The organism is Agromyces molybdatiresistens, assembly GCF_052748445.2.
In genome coordinates this window covers 3,196,872-3,215,575 of the sequence record NZ_CM188258.1, presented here as the reverse complement: position 1 = coordinate 3,215,575, position 18,704 = coordinate 3,196,872, and the positions used below count along the sequence as shown (strand labels likewise).

Annotated in this window: 16 protein-coding genes; 9 read left to right on the top strand and 7 right to left on the bottom strand. The window is 67.6% G+C overall.

The genetic code is table 11. From position 1 onward, the window contains the following. The first annotated feature begins 48 nt into the window (after positions 1–48). Genes ACULK2_RS14830 through ACULK2_RS14805 form a run of 6 tightly spaced genes read left to right on the top strand, consistent with a single transcriptional unit; the run spans position 49 to position 8,317 of the window. The gene (locus tag ACULK2_RS14830; RefSeq protein ID WP_445968606.1) at positions 49–1,914 is read left to right on the top strand and encodes a hypothetical protein; all 1,866 of its coding nucleotides are present in this window, start codon (positions 49–51) and stop codon (positions 1,912–1,914) included. Further along, positions 1,911–2,804 (top strand): hypothetical protein, encoded by an 894-nt coding sequence (locus ACULK2_RS14825; protein WP_445968605.1) that lies wholly within the window; start codon positions 1,911–1,913, stop codon positions 2,802–2,804. Before ACULK2_RS14830 ends, ACULK2_RS14825 begins: the two co-directional genes overlap by 4 nt. Then, entirely contained in the window at positions 2,801–4,069 is a 1,269-nt protein-coding gene (locus ACULK2_RS14820; RefSeq protein ID WP_445968604.1) for a DUF6339 family protein, read from the top strand. Before ACULK2_RS14825 ends, ACULK2_RS14820 begins: the two co-directional genes overlap by 4 nt. Continuing rightward, positions 4,066–5,811: a sigma-70 family RNA polymerase sigma factor gene (locus ACULK2_RS14815; protein WP_445968603.1), complete on the top strand. Its 1,746-nt coding sequence runs from the start codon at positions 4,066–4,068 to the stop codon at positions 5,809–5,811. Before ACULK2_RS14820 ends, ACULK2_RS14815 begins: the two co-directional genes overlap by 4 nt. Before the next feature lie 45 nt (positions 5,812–5,856). Further along, entirely contained in the window at positions 5,857–7,875 is a 2,019-nt protein-coding gene (locus tag ACULK2_RS14810) for an AIPR family protein (protein ID WP_445968602.1), read from the top strand. Between the two features lie 4 nt (positions 7,876–7,879). Continuing rightward, positions 7,880–8,317 (top strand): very short patch repair endonuclease, encoded by a 438-nt coding sequence (locus ACULK2_RS14805; RefSeq protein ID WP_445968601.1) that lies wholly within the window; start codon positions 7,880–7,882, stop codon positions 8,315–8,317. Here the strand turns inward: ACULK2_RS14805 and ACULK2_RS14800 are convergent, their stop codons facing one another. Further along, positions 8,318–9,856: a DNA cytosine methyltransferase gene (locus tag ACULK2_RS14800; protein WP_445968600.1), complete on the bottom strand. Its 1,539-nt coding sequence runs from the start codon at positions 9,854–9,856 to the stop codon at positions 8,318–8,320. A 133-nt stretch (positions 9,857–9,989) separates the two neighbouring features. Between ACULK2_RS14800 and ACULK2_RS14795 the strand changes: the two genes are divergently transcribed. Both ACULK2_RS14795 and ACULK2_RS14790 read left to right on the top strand, forming a co-directional pair. Next, entirely contained in the window at positions 9,990–10,253 is a 264-nt protein-coding gene (locus ACULK2_RS14795) for a hypothetical protein (RefSeq protein WP_445968599.1), read from the top strand. Positions 10,254–10,398: 145 nt separating this feature from the next. Beyond that, entirely contained in the window at positions 10,399–10,938 is a 540-nt protein-coding gene (locus ACULK2_RS14790; RefSeq protein WP_445968598.1) for a hypothetical protein, read from the top strand. 657 nt (positions 10,939–11,595) lie between these two features. On the opposite strand, the gene ACULK2_RS14785 is transcribed toward ACULK2_RS14790, so the two are convergent. The 3 genes from ACULK2_RS14785 to ACULK2_RS14775 form a co-directional block, all read right to left on the bottom strand. After that, on the bottom strand, positions 11,596–13,557 hold the full coding sequence (locus ACULK2_RS14785; RefSeq protein ID WP_445968597.1) for an amino acid adenylation domain-containing protein: 1,962 nt from the start codon (positions 13,555–13,557) through the stop codon (positions 11,596–11,598). Positions 13,558–13,649: 92 nt separating this feature from the next. Beyond that, entirely contained in the window at positions 13,650–14,126 is a 477-nt protein-coding gene (locus ACULK2_RS14780) for a DUF2510 domain-containing protein (protein WP_445968596.1), read from the bottom strand. 65 nt (positions 14,127–14,191) lie between these two features. After that, the gene (locus ACULK2_RS14775) at positions 14,192–15,475 is read right to left on the bottom strand and encodes an NINE protein (RefSeq protein WP_445968595.1); all 1,284 of its coding nucleotides are present in this window, start codon (positions 15,473–15,475) and stop codon (positions 14,192–14,194) included. 285 nt (positions 15,476–15,760) lie between these two features. Between ACULK2_RS14775 and ACULK2_RS14770 the strand changes: the two genes are divergently transcribed. Then, complete coding sequence (locus tag ACULK2_RS14770; protein ID WP_445968594.1) at positions 15,761–16,168, top strand: hypothetical protein; 408 nt, start codon at positions 15,761–15,763, stop codon at positions 16,166–16,168. A gap of 23 nt (positions 16,169–16,191) precedes the next feature. On the opposite strand, the gene ACULK2_RS14765 is transcribed toward ACULK2_RS14770, so the two are convergent. The 3 genes from ACULK2_RS14765 to ACULK2_RS14755 are packed head-to-tail and all read right to left on the bottom strand — an operon-like array spanning position 16,192 to position 18,661. Continuing rightward, positions 16,192–16,890, bottom strand: a complete 699-nt coding sequence (locus ACULK2_RS14765) for a hypothetical protein (RefSeq protein WP_445968593.1) — start codon at positions 16,888–16,890, stop codon at positions 16,192–16,194. A 44-nt stretch (positions 16,891–16,934) separates the two neighbouring features. Continuing rightward, positions 16,935–17,699, bottom strand: coding sequence for a hypothetical protein (locus tag ACULK2_RS14760; RefSeq protein WP_501044933.1), 765 nt, complete (start codon positions 17,697–17,699; stop codon positions 16,935–16,937). Further along, positions 17,696–18,661: an ArsR family transcriptional regulator gene (locus ACULK2_RS14755; RefSeq protein ID WP_501044932.1), complete on the bottom strand. Its 966-nt coding sequence runs from the start codon at positions 18,659–18,661 to the stop codon at positions 17,696–17,698. The genes ACULK2_RS14760 and ACULK2_RS14755 overlap by 4 nt, the downstream gene beginning before the upstream one ends. Positions 18,662–18,704 lie beyond the last annotated feature (43 nt).

Below are 18,704 nucleotides of genomic sequence, written 5' to 3'. Positions count from 1 at the left end.
GCACAACACCGCCCACGCCACGCGGGCTTGCAGAACTGGGAGGACCGAATGCTCGATCTCGAAGATGAGAAGTACGCGCCGCAGGGAGGCGCAGACGCGGCGGCGGTGCGTCGCGCCCTCGGCACGACCGATATGCAGTTCTGGGACGTCTTCCTGAGAGAGACCGTGCAGAACAGCTGGGACGCGCGGCGCGGCGACCGGATCCGGTTCGACGTGCAGGTGTTCGAGCTCGACGGAACGCAGCGTGCTCGCCTCCTCAGCGAGATGTTTCCCGAGGATACGGGAGTCGAGCCGCTCGACCGCTTCCGCGCGGCCCTGACCGGAGCCGTCATCGACACCGATACTCAGACGACTCGCGTGACTGCCACCATGCTCGTTGCGACCGATGTGGGTACCAAGGGACTCGGCGGTCCCGTGCGCGCAGACGTGCGAGTCGATCCCGACACCCCCACGGACTTCAGGGAACTCGTTCGCAACATCGGACGTGACAGCAGCCGCGCGCTGGGTGGCGGAACCTACGGATTCGGCAAGGCAGTCCTCTACGACGCCTCGTCGATCAACACCTGCATCATCTACACGCAGATTCCGGACGCATCCGGGCAGATCGCGCAACGGCTCATCGCCGCACGGCTCGGCGAGCGATTCGAACGGGAGGACGCGATCTTCACCGGCCGACACTGGTGGGGGCGCCGCGCGGGGGACGGCATCGTGGATCCGGTCACCGGACCGGAGGCGCGCAAGCTCGCCGAGGCGCTCGGTATCGCGTCCATGGCGACTGACGAGACCGGCACGGCCATCGCCGTGCTTTCACCGGTGACCGTCGCAGAGGGGACATCGACTCCGAGCGATGTCGCAAAGGTGCTTCAGGACGCCGCGGCGAAGTGGATCTGGCCGCACATGATCGATCGCGGTGACGGGCCGGACATCGACTTCTCCTTCAGCGGGAACGGTGAGCTGCTCGAGCCGATCGACCTGACGCGGCACCCGGTGTACCGCCACTACGTTCGCGCATTCGAGACGGCCGAGGCGAACATCGCGAAGAGGGCCGATGCCGACGACTGGCCCGTCAGCACTCGCGCCATCTGGACGGAGCGTCCCAAGGGGTACATGGGTCAGTTGGCCTGGAGCACGGTGAGGATGCCGGAGATCGAGCGCATCGAGGAGTGGGAGACGACCCACGTCGCGCTCATGCGAAAGCCGCGCCTTGTCGTGAAGTACCTACCGGTGTCACCGCACCCGGACGGCGCGCTGCGGGCCGGGGTGTTCATCGCTGCCGATGCGCAGAACGACGCATTCGCGAAGTCTGAGCCGGCAGCCCACGACGACTGGCGCCCGACGACCGTCGAGCGCTATCAGCGGAGCCCGGTCCGCCAGACGCTGAACAGGATCCTCAGCCAGTTCAAGGTCGCATCCACCGCTGTGGCACCTGAGGCTCCGGAGACGCCGTTGACCGGCGTCGCCCATGTCTCGCGGCTCCTCGGGCGTGGGCTCCCCGGAGCGTCCGGGAGTGGAGCTGAGGTTCGGCCCAGGCGTCCGGGCACGCCCGGGCCGCCCGTGGTGAAGACGGTCTCAGTCTCGGCCGGAGCGGTGCGGTTGGGTGTGGATGACCGAGGCGTGTACGCGGATTTCGGGTTCAGGGTCGACTTCGCCGATCGGTCGTTTCTCGAGTCGCGCCAGATCGTGGCCACCGCCACATACGTACTTGACTCTGGACAGGCGGAACGGCGGGACAATGCGGCGCTCGACGAGTACCCCGAGATCGTCGGGTGGTATTCGGACGCCGGCACCAGGTTCGCCACCGGCGACAGGGTGAGGGCCGAGCAGGCGGTCGGGGACGGACTCGCCGTCCGAGTGCGACAACCGGCGATGTCCGCGACAACCGTTCGCTTCGCAGTGGAGATGATCGAGGCATGACCGCCGTCAGCCGTGGATACCTCACCCTCTCTCACGAGATGGTCCGCGTCGAGCCGATGCGCTTCGAGGTCGGCGGCGGTGAAGCCGACGTCGCCGTCCTGGGCCGGATCGAGGACTGGTCCTACTACCAGCCCATCGTGGTGCGCACCGTCATCGGGCTCGACGTCGAGAAGGCGGTCGCCAATCTCCGACTCCCCGCCGGCTCGCGTATCGATGCGATTCTGAGCTGGGTGTCGAGCGGGACATCACTCCGGGGAGCGTCCGCCCCGGTGCCAGCGGGCGCCGACACGACCCTCGAGGTCCGGATCGATGCCGGACTCGTGCGTGAACAACTCACTGTGACCGTGATGCTCGTGACCGGGTCGACGCCCGATGTCGAGCTCTACCCGCTGGCACCGGGCAACACGGGGTCGGTGCTCTGGGAGGAGACGACGAAGATCGACCTCGAGGGCATCGCATCCCGCCTGCCGGTCGTCGCGCAACCGTTCTCGCAGCATCTGCCGGATTCGACCGGCGCCATGTGGTGGCTCCACATCGCCGATGAGAACGCGGCGCTCGAGGTTCGAGCCGACAGCGTCCTCTGGATGTGGCTCAACTCTGACAACCCGATCATCGCCGAGGTGCTCGCCGGCGGTCAGTCACACGCACTCGAACGGACCACTCACCATATGTGGATCGACTTCCACCGACAGCTCGTCCACTTCGCAATCCGCCGCGATGATCTCGACCCGGAACAGGAGTATCCCGCGGGATCACTCGGCGAGCTGCTGCGCACCGTGGTTCATGCGACGGGCGAATCTCCTGAATCCCTCGGGCACCTCTATCGCTCCGCGCCGGGCGATTTCGAAATGCGGATCCAGGCCGCGTTCGGGCGGGAGGTGATCGCATGAGCGGGAGCACGATGCATCCGGCATACCCTCGCCTTGCCGCAGAGGAGGCCCACACGTTGATGCAGCGTCTCGGTCAGCTCGAGATCGACGAGCTGATCGCCGAGTCGTCGACCGACCTCACCGGGCTCAGCTACTACCCGATGGCGGTCACTCGGGTCGACGAGCCCGCCATCCGCGATATCCAGTCCCGTATCCGTCAGATCGCGAGGGGACACGGCTTCCCGGCCGAGGCTGCCACCAAGGAGCAGAGGATCGCGTTCGATCGCGAGCTGGCTGGCGAGATTCTCGACCTGATGCCGATGATGCCCGCGGACGCCGCGGACGAAGGTGTCTGGTCCTTCATCTCGCTCCGCGTGTGTCCGGGAGTCACAGCCTGGCGCTACCCGCCCGGCGCGCTCGACGACGACGGACAGAGGAGGGTGTCTCCCGACCGGTATCTCGGCCGCCCCCGCAATGTCTTCCGACGACTGTGGTGGAGGGCGTACACGCTCGGCCCGAATGTGAGCAGCCAACTCATCGAGGATGAGACCGTCGCCATCATGGAGCGACCCACCATCGGCGGATACCTGCCGTTGGCCCGCCTCGTCGCAGACCGGCAACTCCGTGCCGTCTCACTCGGCGACGGGCGAAGGCAGGATCTCCTCCGGGAGGCCGCCAAGCGGCTGCGTCGTCGAATGGGTTTCGTGTCGGTCTTCGCCCTCGGTGAGCGCCAGCTCGCTCGACTGGTTGATGAGGTCTACGACGAGGCGTACGTCGCCGTTCACGGTAAGCCGATGCCCGAGAACCCGGCACTCCCGCCGGTCGCCGATGTCGCGGACTCGGGCGTCGACATGGATGTCGCAATCGTGCAGGATGAGCCGGGCTCTGGCGTCTCCGGTGAATGGGATGCCGCACGAGCGGCGGGGGCGACTGAGGACACGATCGGGCTGTTCCTCGACGCGTGCGGCGAGCACGCCGAGGTCGTCGAGCGTCTTCTCACCCACCCGTCCTGGGATGAGTTCGTGGTCATCCGCGGTAACGTGCACCGGTACCAGCAGGACAGTCTGGCCGAGAGCCCCGCTGCGGCGAGGATTGCGTCCGATCTGGAGCAGCTCTTCGACCAGTGGGAGGACCTCACCGACGACGAGCAGACCGTGGTGTCAGCGGCGGCGCGATACTTCATCACCTTCGATGACGCGACACCCGACTACTACGTCGACGGCCTCATCGATGACGACGCGGTGGTGGAGGCTGCCTTCACGGCGCTCTCACGGACCAGGCCATGAGCGAGACGCTCGAACGGCCCCGAACCGAGTCGGTGGCGTCGCATCCGTTGTGGGAGGACCTGCGTGCCGAAGACGTCGAGTGGATCGACCTGTCGAGTGACTTCGTCGAATCTGCAGCAGAGACGATCGGCGCGCTCAGTGACGCCGGATGGTTGACGGCCATCGATGGATGCCGCGTGCTCGTGCAACCCCAGACCGGTGTCGGTGTTCTCGGAGGTGCGCGTCGGCCGGTCGCCGTCGATCTCCATGACCTTCGGGACCGGGTCGCGATCGCTCTCGGCTCCCTCCAAGGGGAGACGGCTCGTCGGACGGAGCAGCTGATCGGGTGCGTCGGTTCCGGACGGGTGAGCGTACGGTTCGTCGCCGCGTCGGATGGGGCCGGACGTCTGCCGGCGCCGTGCATGGTCGTCCACCTCCGCACCGGGCGGGTCCTGGTGCTCCGGACACGAGCGCTTGACCTGCCCGCTGAGCTCCGCCCGTTCGGTATGGGAGACGTCCCGGGACATCTCGATACCGACGTCGCGGAGGACGCGCCCCTCTGCGCGGAGTTGGTGGCTGCGTTCGACGCGTTCTGGGACGGGGTCGACGCCGAACGGATCCTGAGGCTTGATCCGAAGCGATCGAGCGAACTCCTGTCGGCATGGGAACGACGACTGCGGATGCCTCACCCGCCCGCAGATGATCGCCACGGGCGCCCGGAACCCGCGGTCTCCGGCGGTGACTCGCCGCATCGGATGCCTCGCGTCGCGCTGTCGGTTGCGGAAGTCTTCGAATCCGAGGAGGAGGACTGGCCGGCGGAACGCCACCCGGAGATCAGAGCGGTGGGAGAACCCGTTGCCGACTACCTCGATCTGGCGGCACGGACACCCCTGCTCGACGCGGAGACCGAACGGGAACTTGCGCGCAGGATAGAGGCTGGCGTCCTGGCGCGCGAGCGGCTGGAGGGTATGCCGGAGGCCGAACGGAGCTCGCCAGCGGCACGGGACCTGATGTGGCTTGTCGCGCGCGGCGAAGCGGCATTCGATCGGATGGTTCGGGCGAACCTCAGACTGGTGTATTCGATCGCCAAGCATCACGGCAGTATCGCCATGCCACTCATGGACGTCATCCAAGAGGGCAACCTCGGGCTCATCCGGGCGGTACAGAAGTTCGACCACACCAAGGGGTTCAAGTTCTCCACCTACGCGACGTGGTGGATCCGTCAGGCGATCACGCGGGCACGGGCCGACCAGTCACGTCTGATCCGGGTACCTGTGCATGCTGTGGACCGCATCGTGGCGGTGAGGGCAGCGGAGCGTCGGCTCGAGTCCGTGGCATCGGACGCGATCGCGCTCGAGCAGCTAGCGAAAGCGGCGGAGATGGACGCCGATGAGGTGAAGAGGTTGCTCGCCTGGGACACACCTCCCGAGTCGCTCGACCTCGTCGAATGCGTCGAGGCCGACGGGTTGACCACGACACGAGGGATGAGGCTCGCCGCCCCGGAGCTCTGGGATCTCGACGCCGCACTGGACGCGGAGTTCCTCACATCGGATGTCGAGGAGGCGCTCGCGGGCCTTCCCGACCGCCAAGCGATGATCATGCGCCTCCGCTTCGGTCTCGACTCCGGCGAACCGATGACGCTGGATCAGATCGGCGACGCGATCGGGGTGACGCGGGAACGCATCCGCCAACTCGAGAAGAAGTCCATCGAGGCTCTGCGGGCCTCCCGCACGGTCGCACCACTTCGTGAGTACCTTGGATGAAGTGCGGCGCCCCTGCGCCTGAGGGATCCACGGAAGGTACTGTCGATGACGGCTGCGGTCGAATGGTTGGTGGAGCAGACCCTCGAGGAGTTCGAGGACGAGACCACTGAAACATCGACGCTACCGGCGGCGTTCGCCCAGATGACCGCTGATCTCCTCACCGAGTCCGGGTATCTCACCGCCCCGCTCGTCGGTCACTCCGTCCGCCGAGGCGCGCGCATCTCCGCCGTGGACTGGGACGATGATCGCGACGTCCTCACGCTGGTGGCCGCTGCGTACGTGCCGGAAGACGCCGAAGTGTCGTCGTTCGACACTGAGATCCGGGCGGTTCACGCGTGGGCGACAGAATCCGTTCGTAGCGGCAGCGCGTGGTTGCCGTCCGATGATCCTGCGGTTGAACTCGCCGAGGTCGTCAGGTCTGTGGCAGACCGGATCGACGCCGTCAGGATTCTTCTGCTCACGTCGGCGACCTACGTCGGGTCCACCGTGGAGGCCCCCTCCTTGGGGGTGATTCCGAGCGTCGCCGAGGTGTGGGGAGCCGACAGGCTGGCGGGTCTCAGACAGACTGAGAACATTGGACCGGCTGCGCCGGTCGTCGCGTTCCCCGACGTGGAACTGTCGCCCGGAACGGTTCCCGGACTCGGGCCCTTCATCGCTGATGGGGACTATCAGGCGTTCATCGCGGTGCTCCCCGGTGATCTGCTCGCCGACCTGTACGCCGAGCACGGTGCACGTCTGCTTGAGATGAATGTCCGATCGTTCCTTCAGGCGCGAAACCGCATCAATAAGGGCATCCAACAGACACTGAAGACCGAACCCGAGCGATTCCTCGCCTACAACAACGGCCTTTCGATCACGGCCCGCGCTGTGGAGATGGATGCGACGAATACACACCTCGCGGCCCTCCGCTCCTTCCAGATCGTGAACGGCGGACAGACGACCGCCTCCCTCCACCACGCAAAGTATCGTCAATCCGTCGACCTCAGAGGTGTCAGGGTCCAAGCGAAGATCACCGTTGTCTCGTCCGGGTCAGAGAGTGATCTGGCAGGGAAGGTTTCGCAGTTCGCCAATGCGCAGAACCCGGTGCGGATGGCTGACTTCACGGCGAACAATCCGTTCCACATCGCGCTCGAGACCGTTGCGAAAGAGACAATGACGCCCGGGGGCGACACATACTGGTACTACGAGCGCTCGCGCGGTCGATACGCCGATGACCTCGCGGCCGCAACCGACCGAGGTGAGCACGCAGAGTTCAAGCGGCGATTCCCGCCAGCCCAGAAGCTGACGAAACTTGATGTTGCGAAGTTGGAGCTCACATGGGGCCAGCGCCCGAACATCGTCGCGCTCGGCGGGGAGAAGAGCTTCGCCTGGTACATGCAGTCGCTGCGCGACTCCGATACGCACGCCGTCCCGGATGACACATTCCTGAGAGACCTCGCCGCGAAGGCGCTGTTGTGGCGGACGACCGATCGCGTCATCGCCGACCTCGATCTCGGCGGATACAAGGCGCAGGCGGTCGCGTATACCCTCGCGCTGCTGTCCAACCGGAGCGCCCAGCGAATCGATCTCGATGGCATCTGGTCGAATCAGGCCGTCTCCGCGGAATTGAGTCAGCACCTCTCCGAACTTGCGCCTGTGGTGCACGCCACGCTCGTCGCGTCTGCCGGCAACCGGAATGTGACTGAATGGGCGAAGAAGGAGGAGTGCTGGGACGCGGTCCAGCAGCTCGAGTGGAACGTACCGGTAAGCCTGCTGGTCGAGCGAGAGCCGCGGGGCCGGCGAGTCGTGGCGCGTTCAGCGCCGAAGCAGAGTCTCCCGGCCACGGCTGCTGAGCGAGCGAATGAATCGCGCATCGTCGAGTACGGTGCCGAGGGTTGGTTCGCGCTCGCCGCATGGGCGAAGGACACCGACAACTTCCAGCCGTGGCAGCGCGGTCTCGCCTTCTCGATCGGGAAGTTCATCAGTTCGGGAAAGACCCCGACCGTGAAGATGGTCCGGCACGGCGTCAAGATGCTCGATGAGGCGGGCCGCCTCGGGTTTGAGCCTGCGCAGGTCTCACGGTGATCTGATGGAGGAGTCTTGGGCGTCATCGCCCGCCGCTCGCAACACGATGCGCGCCAATCCCGGACGTGACACCCGCCCCGAGCTCCAGGTCCGCCGTCTCCTGCATGGCCGCGGCCTGCGATATCGCGTCAACCTGGCGCCGGTCCCGGGATTGCGGCGCACCGCCGACGTGGTCTTTCCTCGTGAGAGAATCGCCATCTTCATCGACGGATGCTTCTGGCACGGCTGTCCCGTGCACTACATCGCGCCGAAGGCGAACAGCGCATTCTGGAGCGACAAAGTCTCGCGCAACCGCGGTCGCGATCTCGAAACCAACGCCCGATTCACTGAGGCCGGCTGGAATGTCCTCCGATACTGGGAACACGAGGCGCCGGAGGCCGTCGCCGCCGCGATCGAAGTCGCCGTGAAATCATCGCGAAGAGCGAGCCACGGGCGGGTCTGATCAGAAGAGCACCGGCTCGGGCATCGAAGCAATCGCGTCCGGCGTATCGACTTGCGTCACCTCCGATTCGCGGTCGAGCAGAGCAGCAACGACGTGCGCCAGCTGGTATGCCAGAAGGGGCGGCACCGCGTTCCCGACCTGGTGATACTGCTGAGTCCGATTTCCCGAGAAGTAGTAGTTGTCGGGAAACGACTGGAGCCGTGCCGCTTCGCGGACGGTCAGGCTGCGCATCTGCTCCGGGTCATAGTGAATGTAATAGTGACCGTCCTTCGCGATGTGCGAGGTGACGGTGGTTGCGGAATCGGTCGCGAGTTGGACCCGAAACCGGTCCTCGAAAGGCCGAAACTCGGCTGTCACGTTGGCGTGATTCGGGAGCAGCTCATCGGGGAAGTCACCGAGTTTGGGGGACCGCCGTGCTGCGCGGGCGAGTTTCGCCGCGAAGTAGTAGCGGAGCAGGTCCGACGGCATATGCGTTCTCGACTCGTGCTGGATGAACCCGCCCAGTCTGCTGTCCGCAGCCCAATGCTCGAATGCAGAGTCGGGAGCCGAATCTGTCGGCGTGACGAATGCGCCTCCTCGGGTCAGGCGGCGTTCGGTCTGAGGAGACGGTGCCTCAGCTGCGCCTCGTGCAGTTGCCCTGATGCTCTCCCACGCCTCGAGAGAGTCTTCACGGGCCGGAGAGACACCGGACCGAATCGCGGGCAGATGCCCCAACGCTCGATGGACCGAAACCGAAGTCCTCTTGACGAGGCGGGTCGGCCGTTGAGCGGATGAAAGGAACCCGCGCCGGACACCGAGAAGGATCACGCGATGACGCTTCTGCGGGACGCCGTACTCCTCGGATCGGATGACGAAGTCCTTGGGGAGAAAGCTGCCGGGCTCGCCGCCGACCACGAAGGAATAGAGGTCGTAACCGACCGATCCTGCGTGCTCCAGGTCATCGCGGATCAGATCGAACATCCGGGTCCCTCGGTTGGTCGACGACAGCAGCCCCTTGACGTTCTCCATGACGAAGACCGGCGGCTCGAACGTGTTGAGGATGTGCAAGTACTCCCGATACAGGAAGTGTTTGTGGTCGTCGTCGAACGAGTCATCGTTTCGACGACGTGACCGGCCGACGAGCGAGTATGCCTGGCAGGGCGGACCACCGACAAGCACCCAGTCGCCGCCCCTCGCACCTACGTCTTCGAGGGCGGCCTCGATCAACGCATCCGACGTCGTTCGATCCGCTCCCAGCTCGATCTGGTGCACTGCGCGCTCGGCCGCGGTGTACGCGGCAGCCACCTCCGGTGCGTTCACGAACTCGTCGAGCGTGCGTTCTCCGCGGATGAACTCGTAGTAACTCTCCGGGACTCCGCCGGGCGAACGCCGCAGGTGGTGATACGCGTGGCGCACGCGGAGCGTGGCGCAGGCCGTCGCGTCCATCTCGAACGAGCCGACAGTCTGAAAGACCGGCGCCCCGGCGTCCTCGCCGAGTCGGGAGAATCCCTCGTTGAGACCGCCCGGTCCGGCGAACACATCGATGACCGGAATCACCACGACTCCTCCTCAGTTGGCAGCGATCCAGGATAAGCCGGAAACGACATCAAGTCCAGGTGCCTTCCATGGCAGGCCGGAACGGGACTGTTCTGGCATTGTTGCGTGCACCTACGACACCTGAACGGAGCCATCCATGGCGCGAGTTGTCCGATTCATCCCAGGCGAGCAAGCGGTCCGAGCGCATCCCACCCAGCTCGACTGCTTCTTCCAGGTCATCGAGGACGACACGGGCTCCCGGCTACTGCACCTGTCGACCTTCGGGTCGGCCGACCGCGAGTCGAAGCCCAAGAGCAGCCAATCGATCCAACTCGATCGAGGCTCTGCGCGCGAGCTGATCGGCGTGATCGAGAAGGCGTTTCCAGGACTCGTCGCCAGTGGCGTCACATGGAGTGGGTGATTGAAGCCTCGTCATGGCATGTCACGCTCCGTGCCTCCCAGCCCGATCTCACGGAGGGACGCCAATCTCAAGCGAAGAGTCGAACCTGTTGCAAACCGATTGACAGTGGGTTAACTTGTGGGGGAGCGATACGGAGGTTGGCCCGATGACTCACTGGACCCCGCTGCTTGTCCCCGAAGAGGACTATCTCGAGTTCGCCTCACTCGTTGCGCTGCGACTCGCCCAGCGCCGCGTCCGGGACCCAGCGGACGGGCCCGAGGCGCTCCGCGTCGTTGCTCCCCAAGTCGACGATTCCGTAACGGCGACCGGCGGGCATGCCGCCGTTATGGCTCGAGCGCTCAACGCACTCAGGCCGTGGAGCGTCGAAGATCTTCGGCGCCTAGCCAAGGGCGAGACAGTCACCACGCAACGTTGGGCGCAGGTTCTCGACCTGTGCTCGCAGCGTGTCGGGGAGTTCCTGTCGACCCAAGACGTCGCCGCCCATACGGGCATGAGGGTCGAGGAGTGGCGAGATGCGCCTCGCAAGATTCAGCGCCACCTCGACCGGCACTACCCCAACGTTCCGGGATGGCCCCTTGCAGCGGTGAGTGGCCGGAAGCTCGGTCACACCTACGACCAGGCGTACTGGGCCATCAACGACGAGCAGGCATCTCGCTGGATGACGGTTCGAGGCGAGACGAAATGAATCCCTGGCCAGAAGACGATGAGGTCGATGCCGGTGAGCATGAGGGAGGTGAGGATCGTCGTTACGCTTCCCTCGCTGAGGCGTTTCAGGACCGTGGAACGCGACCCGAGAATCAGGCCTTCATTCGGGGGTTCCTGAAGAACGTCGACGTTGCGGGGTTCTACCGCCGAGGCAACTACATCAAGGTCACTCGACACAGCGGGGGGCCGGCACTGCAGATCCACGAGGGATACACCAACGGGTTTCGGTCCGCTGAGGACGTGATCGCGACGGCGGGCGACGTAGACCGCTGGGAGAGTCGGCGAGTTCGCCACACGTGGGGCATCACGCACCCGACGCACGGTTCCGCGCGCGGCGGTGACCTCCAGCGACAGGCCAGACGTGAAGGTGGCCGATGCCCGACCTGCGGCGACGTCCTTCCGCTCTCCGGGGTCTGCAACTGGTGTGCGGCGTGAGCTCGTCGGGTGGCCTCTGGGAGTTGATGCAGTCAAGTCGGGAATGCGTGCCACCCGGATCGGGCTCGACCACCCTCCGGTCACCCCCGCCCCCTCGCCGACGCACGGTTCCCTCGTCACCGTGGAAGTTGGCGGGCTCCGGTGCATAGGCGACGTATTTCGGGCCGAACTACGGCAGTCCCGTCGTCGTGATTGCGTGTGCCTACGCGGCCGCGTCGTCGTGAAGCACGACCCGCCCCAGCTCGATCTGCCCGCCGGGCAGCACCCAGTAGTGCAGACGACGCGCTGACGCGGTGTTGCGCTCGATCGCGCAGCGCATGGCATGTGCGCCGTCGTCGCGCACGAGATACGGGGCGCCACCGGATTCCGACGTTCGGAGATGGTGGAGCTCGCGGCCGTCCATGTCCTTCGCGCGGCCGGTGAGCACGTCGACCACGGCCTTCACGGCCTTCGCGAACTTGTCGGCGTCGAGCGACTCCAGCGACGGGGCGAAGTCGGGGCCCATGGTGTAGGTCGGGAGCGGGTGGGTCATCTTGTCGCAGGCGGGGATGCGCTCCACCCACGCGCAGGTGATCTCGTGTCGCACCCAGGAGTCGAGGTCAGGGAAACCGGCTCGGCGGTCCGCGAGGGATGTCTCTGTCGCGAGTGCCGGCTTCGAGCCGCGACGTGCATACTCGCGCAGGCGCCGACGACCCTCCGCCGAGTCGAGGCGAAGGGCGTCGAGCTCCCGGCGGAGCTCCGCGTTCTCGACGAGCAGCTCGCGCGCGCGACGGCGGCTGAGCTCCTCGGCGACGCGCAGGCGAGCCAGCGCCGAGTCGGTGAGGCCCGCCTCGGCGAGGCGCTGCTCGGCCGCTGTGCGACGGGCGCGCTCGGCTTCCAGCTCCAGCTGAGCCGACTGCAGGGCCGAGCGGCCGGAGGGCGGCGCCGCAGCGGGTGCCGGCGCCGCATCCGTGCCGCGCGCGGCGGCAGCGACCCGGTGCGGACCTGGGCGAGGCGTCGGGCGCGGCGCAGCGGGCGGAGCAACGGTCGACAGCACAGCGTCGGGCGCTGTCGGCGACGCGGCAGCCGTCGACTGGAACGAACCGCCCGGCGACTCGAGTGCCATCTCGACCGGCCCCTGCGCGTCGAGTGCGTCGATCTGCGCGGCGACCGCGTCCGCGTCGTCCGCGGCGCCGCTCGGGAGCGGACGATCCTCGCGCAGCCACGGCGTGCCGCCGGCGATGAGCGTCAGCGGCGGCACGACCGGCTCGTCGTCGTCCACATCGGACAGCCGCAGGTGCAGTGCACCGGTCGACAGGTGCACGACGCGCGCCGCCACCACCTCTCCCTCGCTGAGGAGCAGGTCCACGCGATCGAGCGGGTTGGGCGAGACATCCGTGCGATGCACCCTGACCCGATGGGAGGGGTGCAGCGCGAGCTCGGCCGCGTCGCCGTCGACCGACACCACCAGCGCGAGCGTCACCGATCCGTGCGGGAACGCGTTAGCCAGGTCGGCATCGGATGCCGCGGCGACGTCGACGACGAGGCGGTTCGCGTTTTCGTCGAGGGCGCCGGTCACGCGGCATCCCTCGACGAGCAGCCACTCGAGCGGCGTCGGCGGAGCGGTGAGCTCGGCCCAGATCGTCGCCATGCCGCCGTCGTCGAGCACGACGAGCGCGCGCGAACCGCCCGCAATGAACCCGCGCACCTCACCCGAGACCTGGCGCGTCCGTCGCGGCGCCCGGGCGAACAAGCCCGCCGCATGCGCATGCGCGACCGCATCCGAGACGAGCTGGTCGAGCGCACGTTCCGGAGCGCGCCCCGGGAACCGCAGCGGCGACCGCCGCCAGTCGGGATCGGCGGCGAGCCCCACCGGGTACGACCGGCCCGCGCCACCGTACACCTGCAGCATCGCCGGCAGCAGGTCGTCGAGGCGCATGCTCAGCTCGCCGGTCGGGAGCACGACCACGTCGGCCACGTCGCCGACCTCGTCGAGCAGCCGCGACGGGTCGAGCGGTATGGATGCCGCGGCATCCGAATCACTCGAGCCGTGCGCGGTCGTCACGACGACGAGTGGTCTCCCACGCCCGGGGTCGAGGATGCGGGCGGCGAGGTGCTCGACCGCATCGAGGGTGGTGATGCCTTCCGCCGTGCGCGGCGTCGTCGTCGCGGTAGGGCTGTTCATTCGGGTCATCCCTCCGGCCAGGGGATCGTGTGCTTACGGTAGCGGCGACCACCGACGTGGGACGCGGCGCCACAACGGTGCGAAGAGGACGCCTACTCGGCGGGGGCGCTCTCCAGCGGTGCCTCCGCGGGCACACGTTCCAGCGTCGTGTCCCCGAATCCGTCGAACAGCGTCGAGAAGAACACCGAGAATCCGGCGATCGTCCCGATGATCGAGATGACGATCGCGGACACGGCGTTCCCGCGGGTCCGGCCCGGGAGGGCGACCGCGACGATGCCGAGCACGAACGCCGCCGGCAGGAGCACCCAGCCGGCGAGGAACCAGCCCGGCCAGCACGCGAAGATCGTGCCGGCGATCGCCGCGACGAGGGCGATCCGACCGACCTGGTTTCCGCGGTGCTCGACGCCGGCGGTCGGGCGCGCGGCTGGGCCGACTGGGGCCGGTGCGGGCACGTCGTGCCAGCGCAATCCATCCCAGTACCGCAGCTGTCCGGCAGCGTGGGGCGCGGGGTACCACCCGGCGGGCACCGACGCTGCTGTGCCGTCCGTCATGGTGTTCCTCTCGCTCATGGGATGCGCGGTACGCACCCGGAAACGGGCTGACCGCGACGAGCGCGGCCGGCCCGTGGCATCCGCTACAGCGAGGCGAACGCCTCGAACGTGACATCGCCCGGCAGGCTGTCGACGTTCCAGAGCGACGACTCGAACTGGGCCGTGCCGCCGGCCGGAAGGCGCTCGATGAAGGTGAAGTCGCCGCCGACGATCGTCCCCGCGGCGTCGCGTGCGATCACCGACACCGTGACGAACTCCTGGTCCTCGACGAACGTCGAGGTGACCTTGCCGGTCACGTCCATCCAGCCGTACTCGGTCGCGGTGGCGAGGTCCGCGACGGTGAACGAGCCGGTCTCAGCTGCGGGCGAGGAGGTCGCGGCCGCGCTCGTCGGGCCGCGCACGTCGAGCTTTGCGATCGTGCCCGAGCCGACCGAGAAGAAGTCGCCCACGACGACCGTCCGGCCCTGCAGGACCGTGGTGTAGTTGCTGCCCGAGTCGAGGATGGTCCCGTTCGCGTCGAGCGCCTCGACCGTGATGCCCGCGGACGGGAACACGTGGTCGGCGTTCGGGTTCTCGAGCACGACCACGTACCACCACATGTCCGACTCGACGTCCTTGCCGAACGCGGTCTCGACCACGGCGAGCTCCTGGACGGCGGGCGCCTCGGGCTCGGCCGGGGGCGCGGCATCCGCTGCGGGCTCGGCCTCGTCACCGAGCTCGGTCTCGGTGCCGGATGCCGCGGTCGCTGTCCCGGACGCGGCCGCCTGCCCGGCCAGGTTCGCCGCGTTCACGACGTTGAAGATGAGCGACAGCACGAGAACGACCGCAGTGACGATCCAGGCGGCCTTGCGGTGCTGGCCGTAGCCCTCGAGCGGGCGGCCGAACTTGTCGCGCTGCGCACCGGCGAGCACGAGGATCAGGTCGACGAGCACCCACACGCCGAGGCCGCCGAGCGTGAACAGCTTGGCGAGGCCCGTGCCGACCTTGCCGAGGTAGAACCGGTCGACGCCGAACACGCCGACGAGCAGCGCGAGCAGCCACGTCACGATGAACGACTTCGGGGGCGCGTCGGTCGGCGCGGGCGCCACTGCCGGGTCGGCGAGCGTTGCGGTCGCAGCGGCCGCAGGGGCGACGGATGCCGCGGCGCCGGCGTCGGGCGCGGCATCCGCTGCCGGTGCGGTGTGCTCGGTCCAGGCGCTGCCGTCCCAGTACCGCTGTCCGCCGTTGCCATCGGGGTACCAGCCGGCGGGCGTTCCGGACTGCTCGGATGCGGGTGCCGGGGAGGCGGCTTCGCCGGTCGTGCCGGGCTGCGGCTCGGAGGCGTCGGGCTGGGCGCCGCTGGGTGGGGTGGTCGTCGAGTCGGTCATCTTCGTTCGCTTTCGCTGCGGTGTCGGATGCGTCGAATGAAGGTCCGCATCGCCGTCGGATCGACAGCTGACCGACGTTACTCAGCCGGTGCGACGCGAGGACCGCGCCAGCGGTCGAGCGGGTAGCAACAGGGGATGCGGAAACCGCGGCTGATCTGCCCCTGCTGCGGGATCACCCCCACAAGTGGTCACGCGCGGTCGTCCACGGCCCGCGAGACGAATGTCGGTGGCCCTCCCTACCGTCGGAATCTTCGGCTACGGCTGGAGTCAACGAGGAGCACCGACATGGGCTCGGACTCACCCCTCAGCGCGCGGATGCACGCCGCGCTCCAGGGCAACGGCATCAACGGCGACCACATCGATCGCACCGCCTTCCTCGCCGACGTGCAGGCGCTCGAGCTGCGGCTCGCGATCATCGACGACCGGTTCGACCGTCTGGCGGCGCGGCCGGATGACGCCTACCGCGACTTCCGCCGCGACACGCTCGCGCGCATGCGGTCCGTCGCGGATCGCGCCGGTGCGCTCGAGGCGGCAGGGCAGCTCGATCCGAACCGTCGCCGGCACGTGGCAGCAGTGCTGACGGTCTTGCAGCGGCGGATGGCGCAGATGGATGCGCGGCATGCGATGCACCGGGACCGGCGGGCGCGGCGGCGGGATGGGCCGCTGCTCCGGGAGGCCAAGGTGCTCGCGTAGTCCCCGAAGGCGCCTTCAGATGATCAGTCGACGGCCGAGTTCGGCCCCGGCAGATCTGGGTCCGGAACCGCCGTGATGTGCCTCGTCACGAACACCTTCTGCCGGGTCGGGTACGCACGACGACTCGTTCGTGCGGAGAAGTTCCGCTCCAGATCGAACTCGAGTGGGCCCAGCGCGGCGAGGTCCTCGACACCCTTGAGCCCGTCCTCCAACCGAAGGCGCAGGACCTCGGCAAGAGCCTCCACCTCCTCGAGTACCGCGTGGACGAGCCGCTCGAACTCATCAGTTACGTCGGGTGGAAGCCATTGGCTGATCGTCGGTGCCCAGATGCGGCGACGGTCGGGGCGTCCCGGCGTCGCCACCACCAGCGGCCAGGTCGTCGACAGTTCGCTCTGCGAGTGCGCGACCGTCGTGTTCCGATAGGCCCTGATCCGCTCGTGGATGTCGGTGAACGCGGCCGGGATCGCGATGTGGCGGTCCAGCCTCGAGCGCACCTTCGACGGTACGAATGCGCGGCAGTAGGCCACGACGGCCGCATCGACGAGGAAGCCAGCCATGTCGAGCTCATCCGCATCTCGGCATCGCGACGCGAACTCGAGTGCGGCGGCCGCCGGAGAGAGGTCGCCGCCGGCGAAGTGCATCAGCTCGAGATAGCGGCGCGCGTCTGGCGAGTCGGGCAGCAACGAGAACTGCGCGGACGCCGCCTCCTCTGCCGTGCTCACGGCACGAGCATATGGGGCACGCGGGCGTGCAATCCCACGTGCCTTCATCCGGTCGGTCGGCCGATTCGTGCCCTGATGAGCGCGGTCAGCACTTCGGGACGGACGCGTGCTGCTTCCATCGAGGGATTCCGGCGAGCCGTGTCGGCGATCCGGTGCAGCGTGCGCTGCGCGTCTCCGCGGGCGCCCGAGAGCGCGGGCTCTGCCATCCGCCACCCACCGATTTCCGTCGATTCGAATCGATGGGCGATCTGGAGCAGGTTGTGCAGGTCGGTGAGATCCTTCGCGGCATTGCGACTCTCGTAGGCCGCAGCCTTCAGGACGACCGCGATCTCGACGGTCGGAAGTCGCGTGGAGAACTCGAGAGCCGACGCATCGGTGAGGAGTACCCGAACGTCGGCCTCGATGGGATCGACGGCGAGCGCGAGGCGCACGCCTGGAGCGGCGTCGAAGCCGCGTCCGCCGACCTCCTGCCTGCCGAAGGTGCTCCCGTTCGCGGGGATCACCAGGTCGATGCGCTGTCCGCGCTTCTCATAGGAGTTGCCTGAGGTCGGCAGGTAGCCCGCTTCAGCGAGCAGCTCGTGGATGGTGCCGCTCGCGGCGACCTCGAGCGCGATCGCCGCGTCCGCATCGGCGGTCTGTCGGATGACGGCGTCCGGCGTCGGATACGCCGTCGTCAGTAGGCCGGCCATTTGACCGCCGACGATCCGTGCTTCGATATCTGTGGTCGCCGCCGAGACGTCCGCCAGCGCACGGAACGCCAGGTCGTCTGCGCGGCTGGTCGCGACGGTTTCGATGGTGCGCCTGATCACGCGGCGGTCCAGTTCCGCTCGATCGATTCGAGGAGGTGCTCGACCGCGTCGTCCGCGTCCGGACCGCCGATCCGCCTCACGTCGTGCGCGCAGATGAGCGGATCGACGTTTCGCGGGGTGGCGCCCGACGCGAACGCTGCGGCGGTCGCCCAGATGGTGGGGTCGGCCGGGACGGTGTACTCGAGGGTGGCGCGCTCGGGGTCGGACTCGGCGAAGCCGCTCGCGGCCAGGTCAAGACCGGTTCGGCCGTAGACGATCGCTCGGGTCGGCTTCCGCCAGGGCGCGATCAGGTCGGCCCCGGCATCGCCGGAGATGAGCACAGCCGCATCGCCGTCAGTCGCCGCGATGCGGTCGGCCTGTGCCACGACCGGTTCCAGTGAGTACCAACTCGACGTGATGCCTCGCGGACCGGGGTACTGCGTGAGGAACGCCTCGCTCAGCGCGCGCACATCGCGTGCCTGCCAGCCCGCCGAGTTTCGGGTGACGAGGTCGCCGAGATGCCGGAGCGATTGCGATACGGCAGCTTGGGTGACGCCGGCCTCCGTGGCGAGGTGGGACTGGGTGCGCGGATCTGGAGTCCTCGCGAGTACTCGAAGGAGCGCGTACCGGCCCCAAGGGACTCGCCGCGTGACCGTCTCCGACGAGAAATCGGTGGCCTCTGAGGGAGCGCGGTACTCCTTCCCCTCGAACATGAAGACGCCGTCGTGGACCGCTGCGACGGCGATTCGATTGTCCTCCGAGGCGAGCCTGCGGAGACCCTCGGTGAGTCGAGGTACGACGTACATGCGGAGCCCCGCACGTCGATCGTCGGTCCTGATGCTTCCGGGGGAGGGCGGCGTCTGCCGCACGTACAGCCGGGCATTCCGCTCCGCGACCGTCACGCTGTCGAACCTCTTCACCTCGACGGGTAGTCCTGTCGATGTGATCAGGTCGATTGCGTCACTCGGGGTGATGGCTCGCATCCCTGCCCTCCATAAGTTGAAGCGGGCAGAGCCAATATAACTT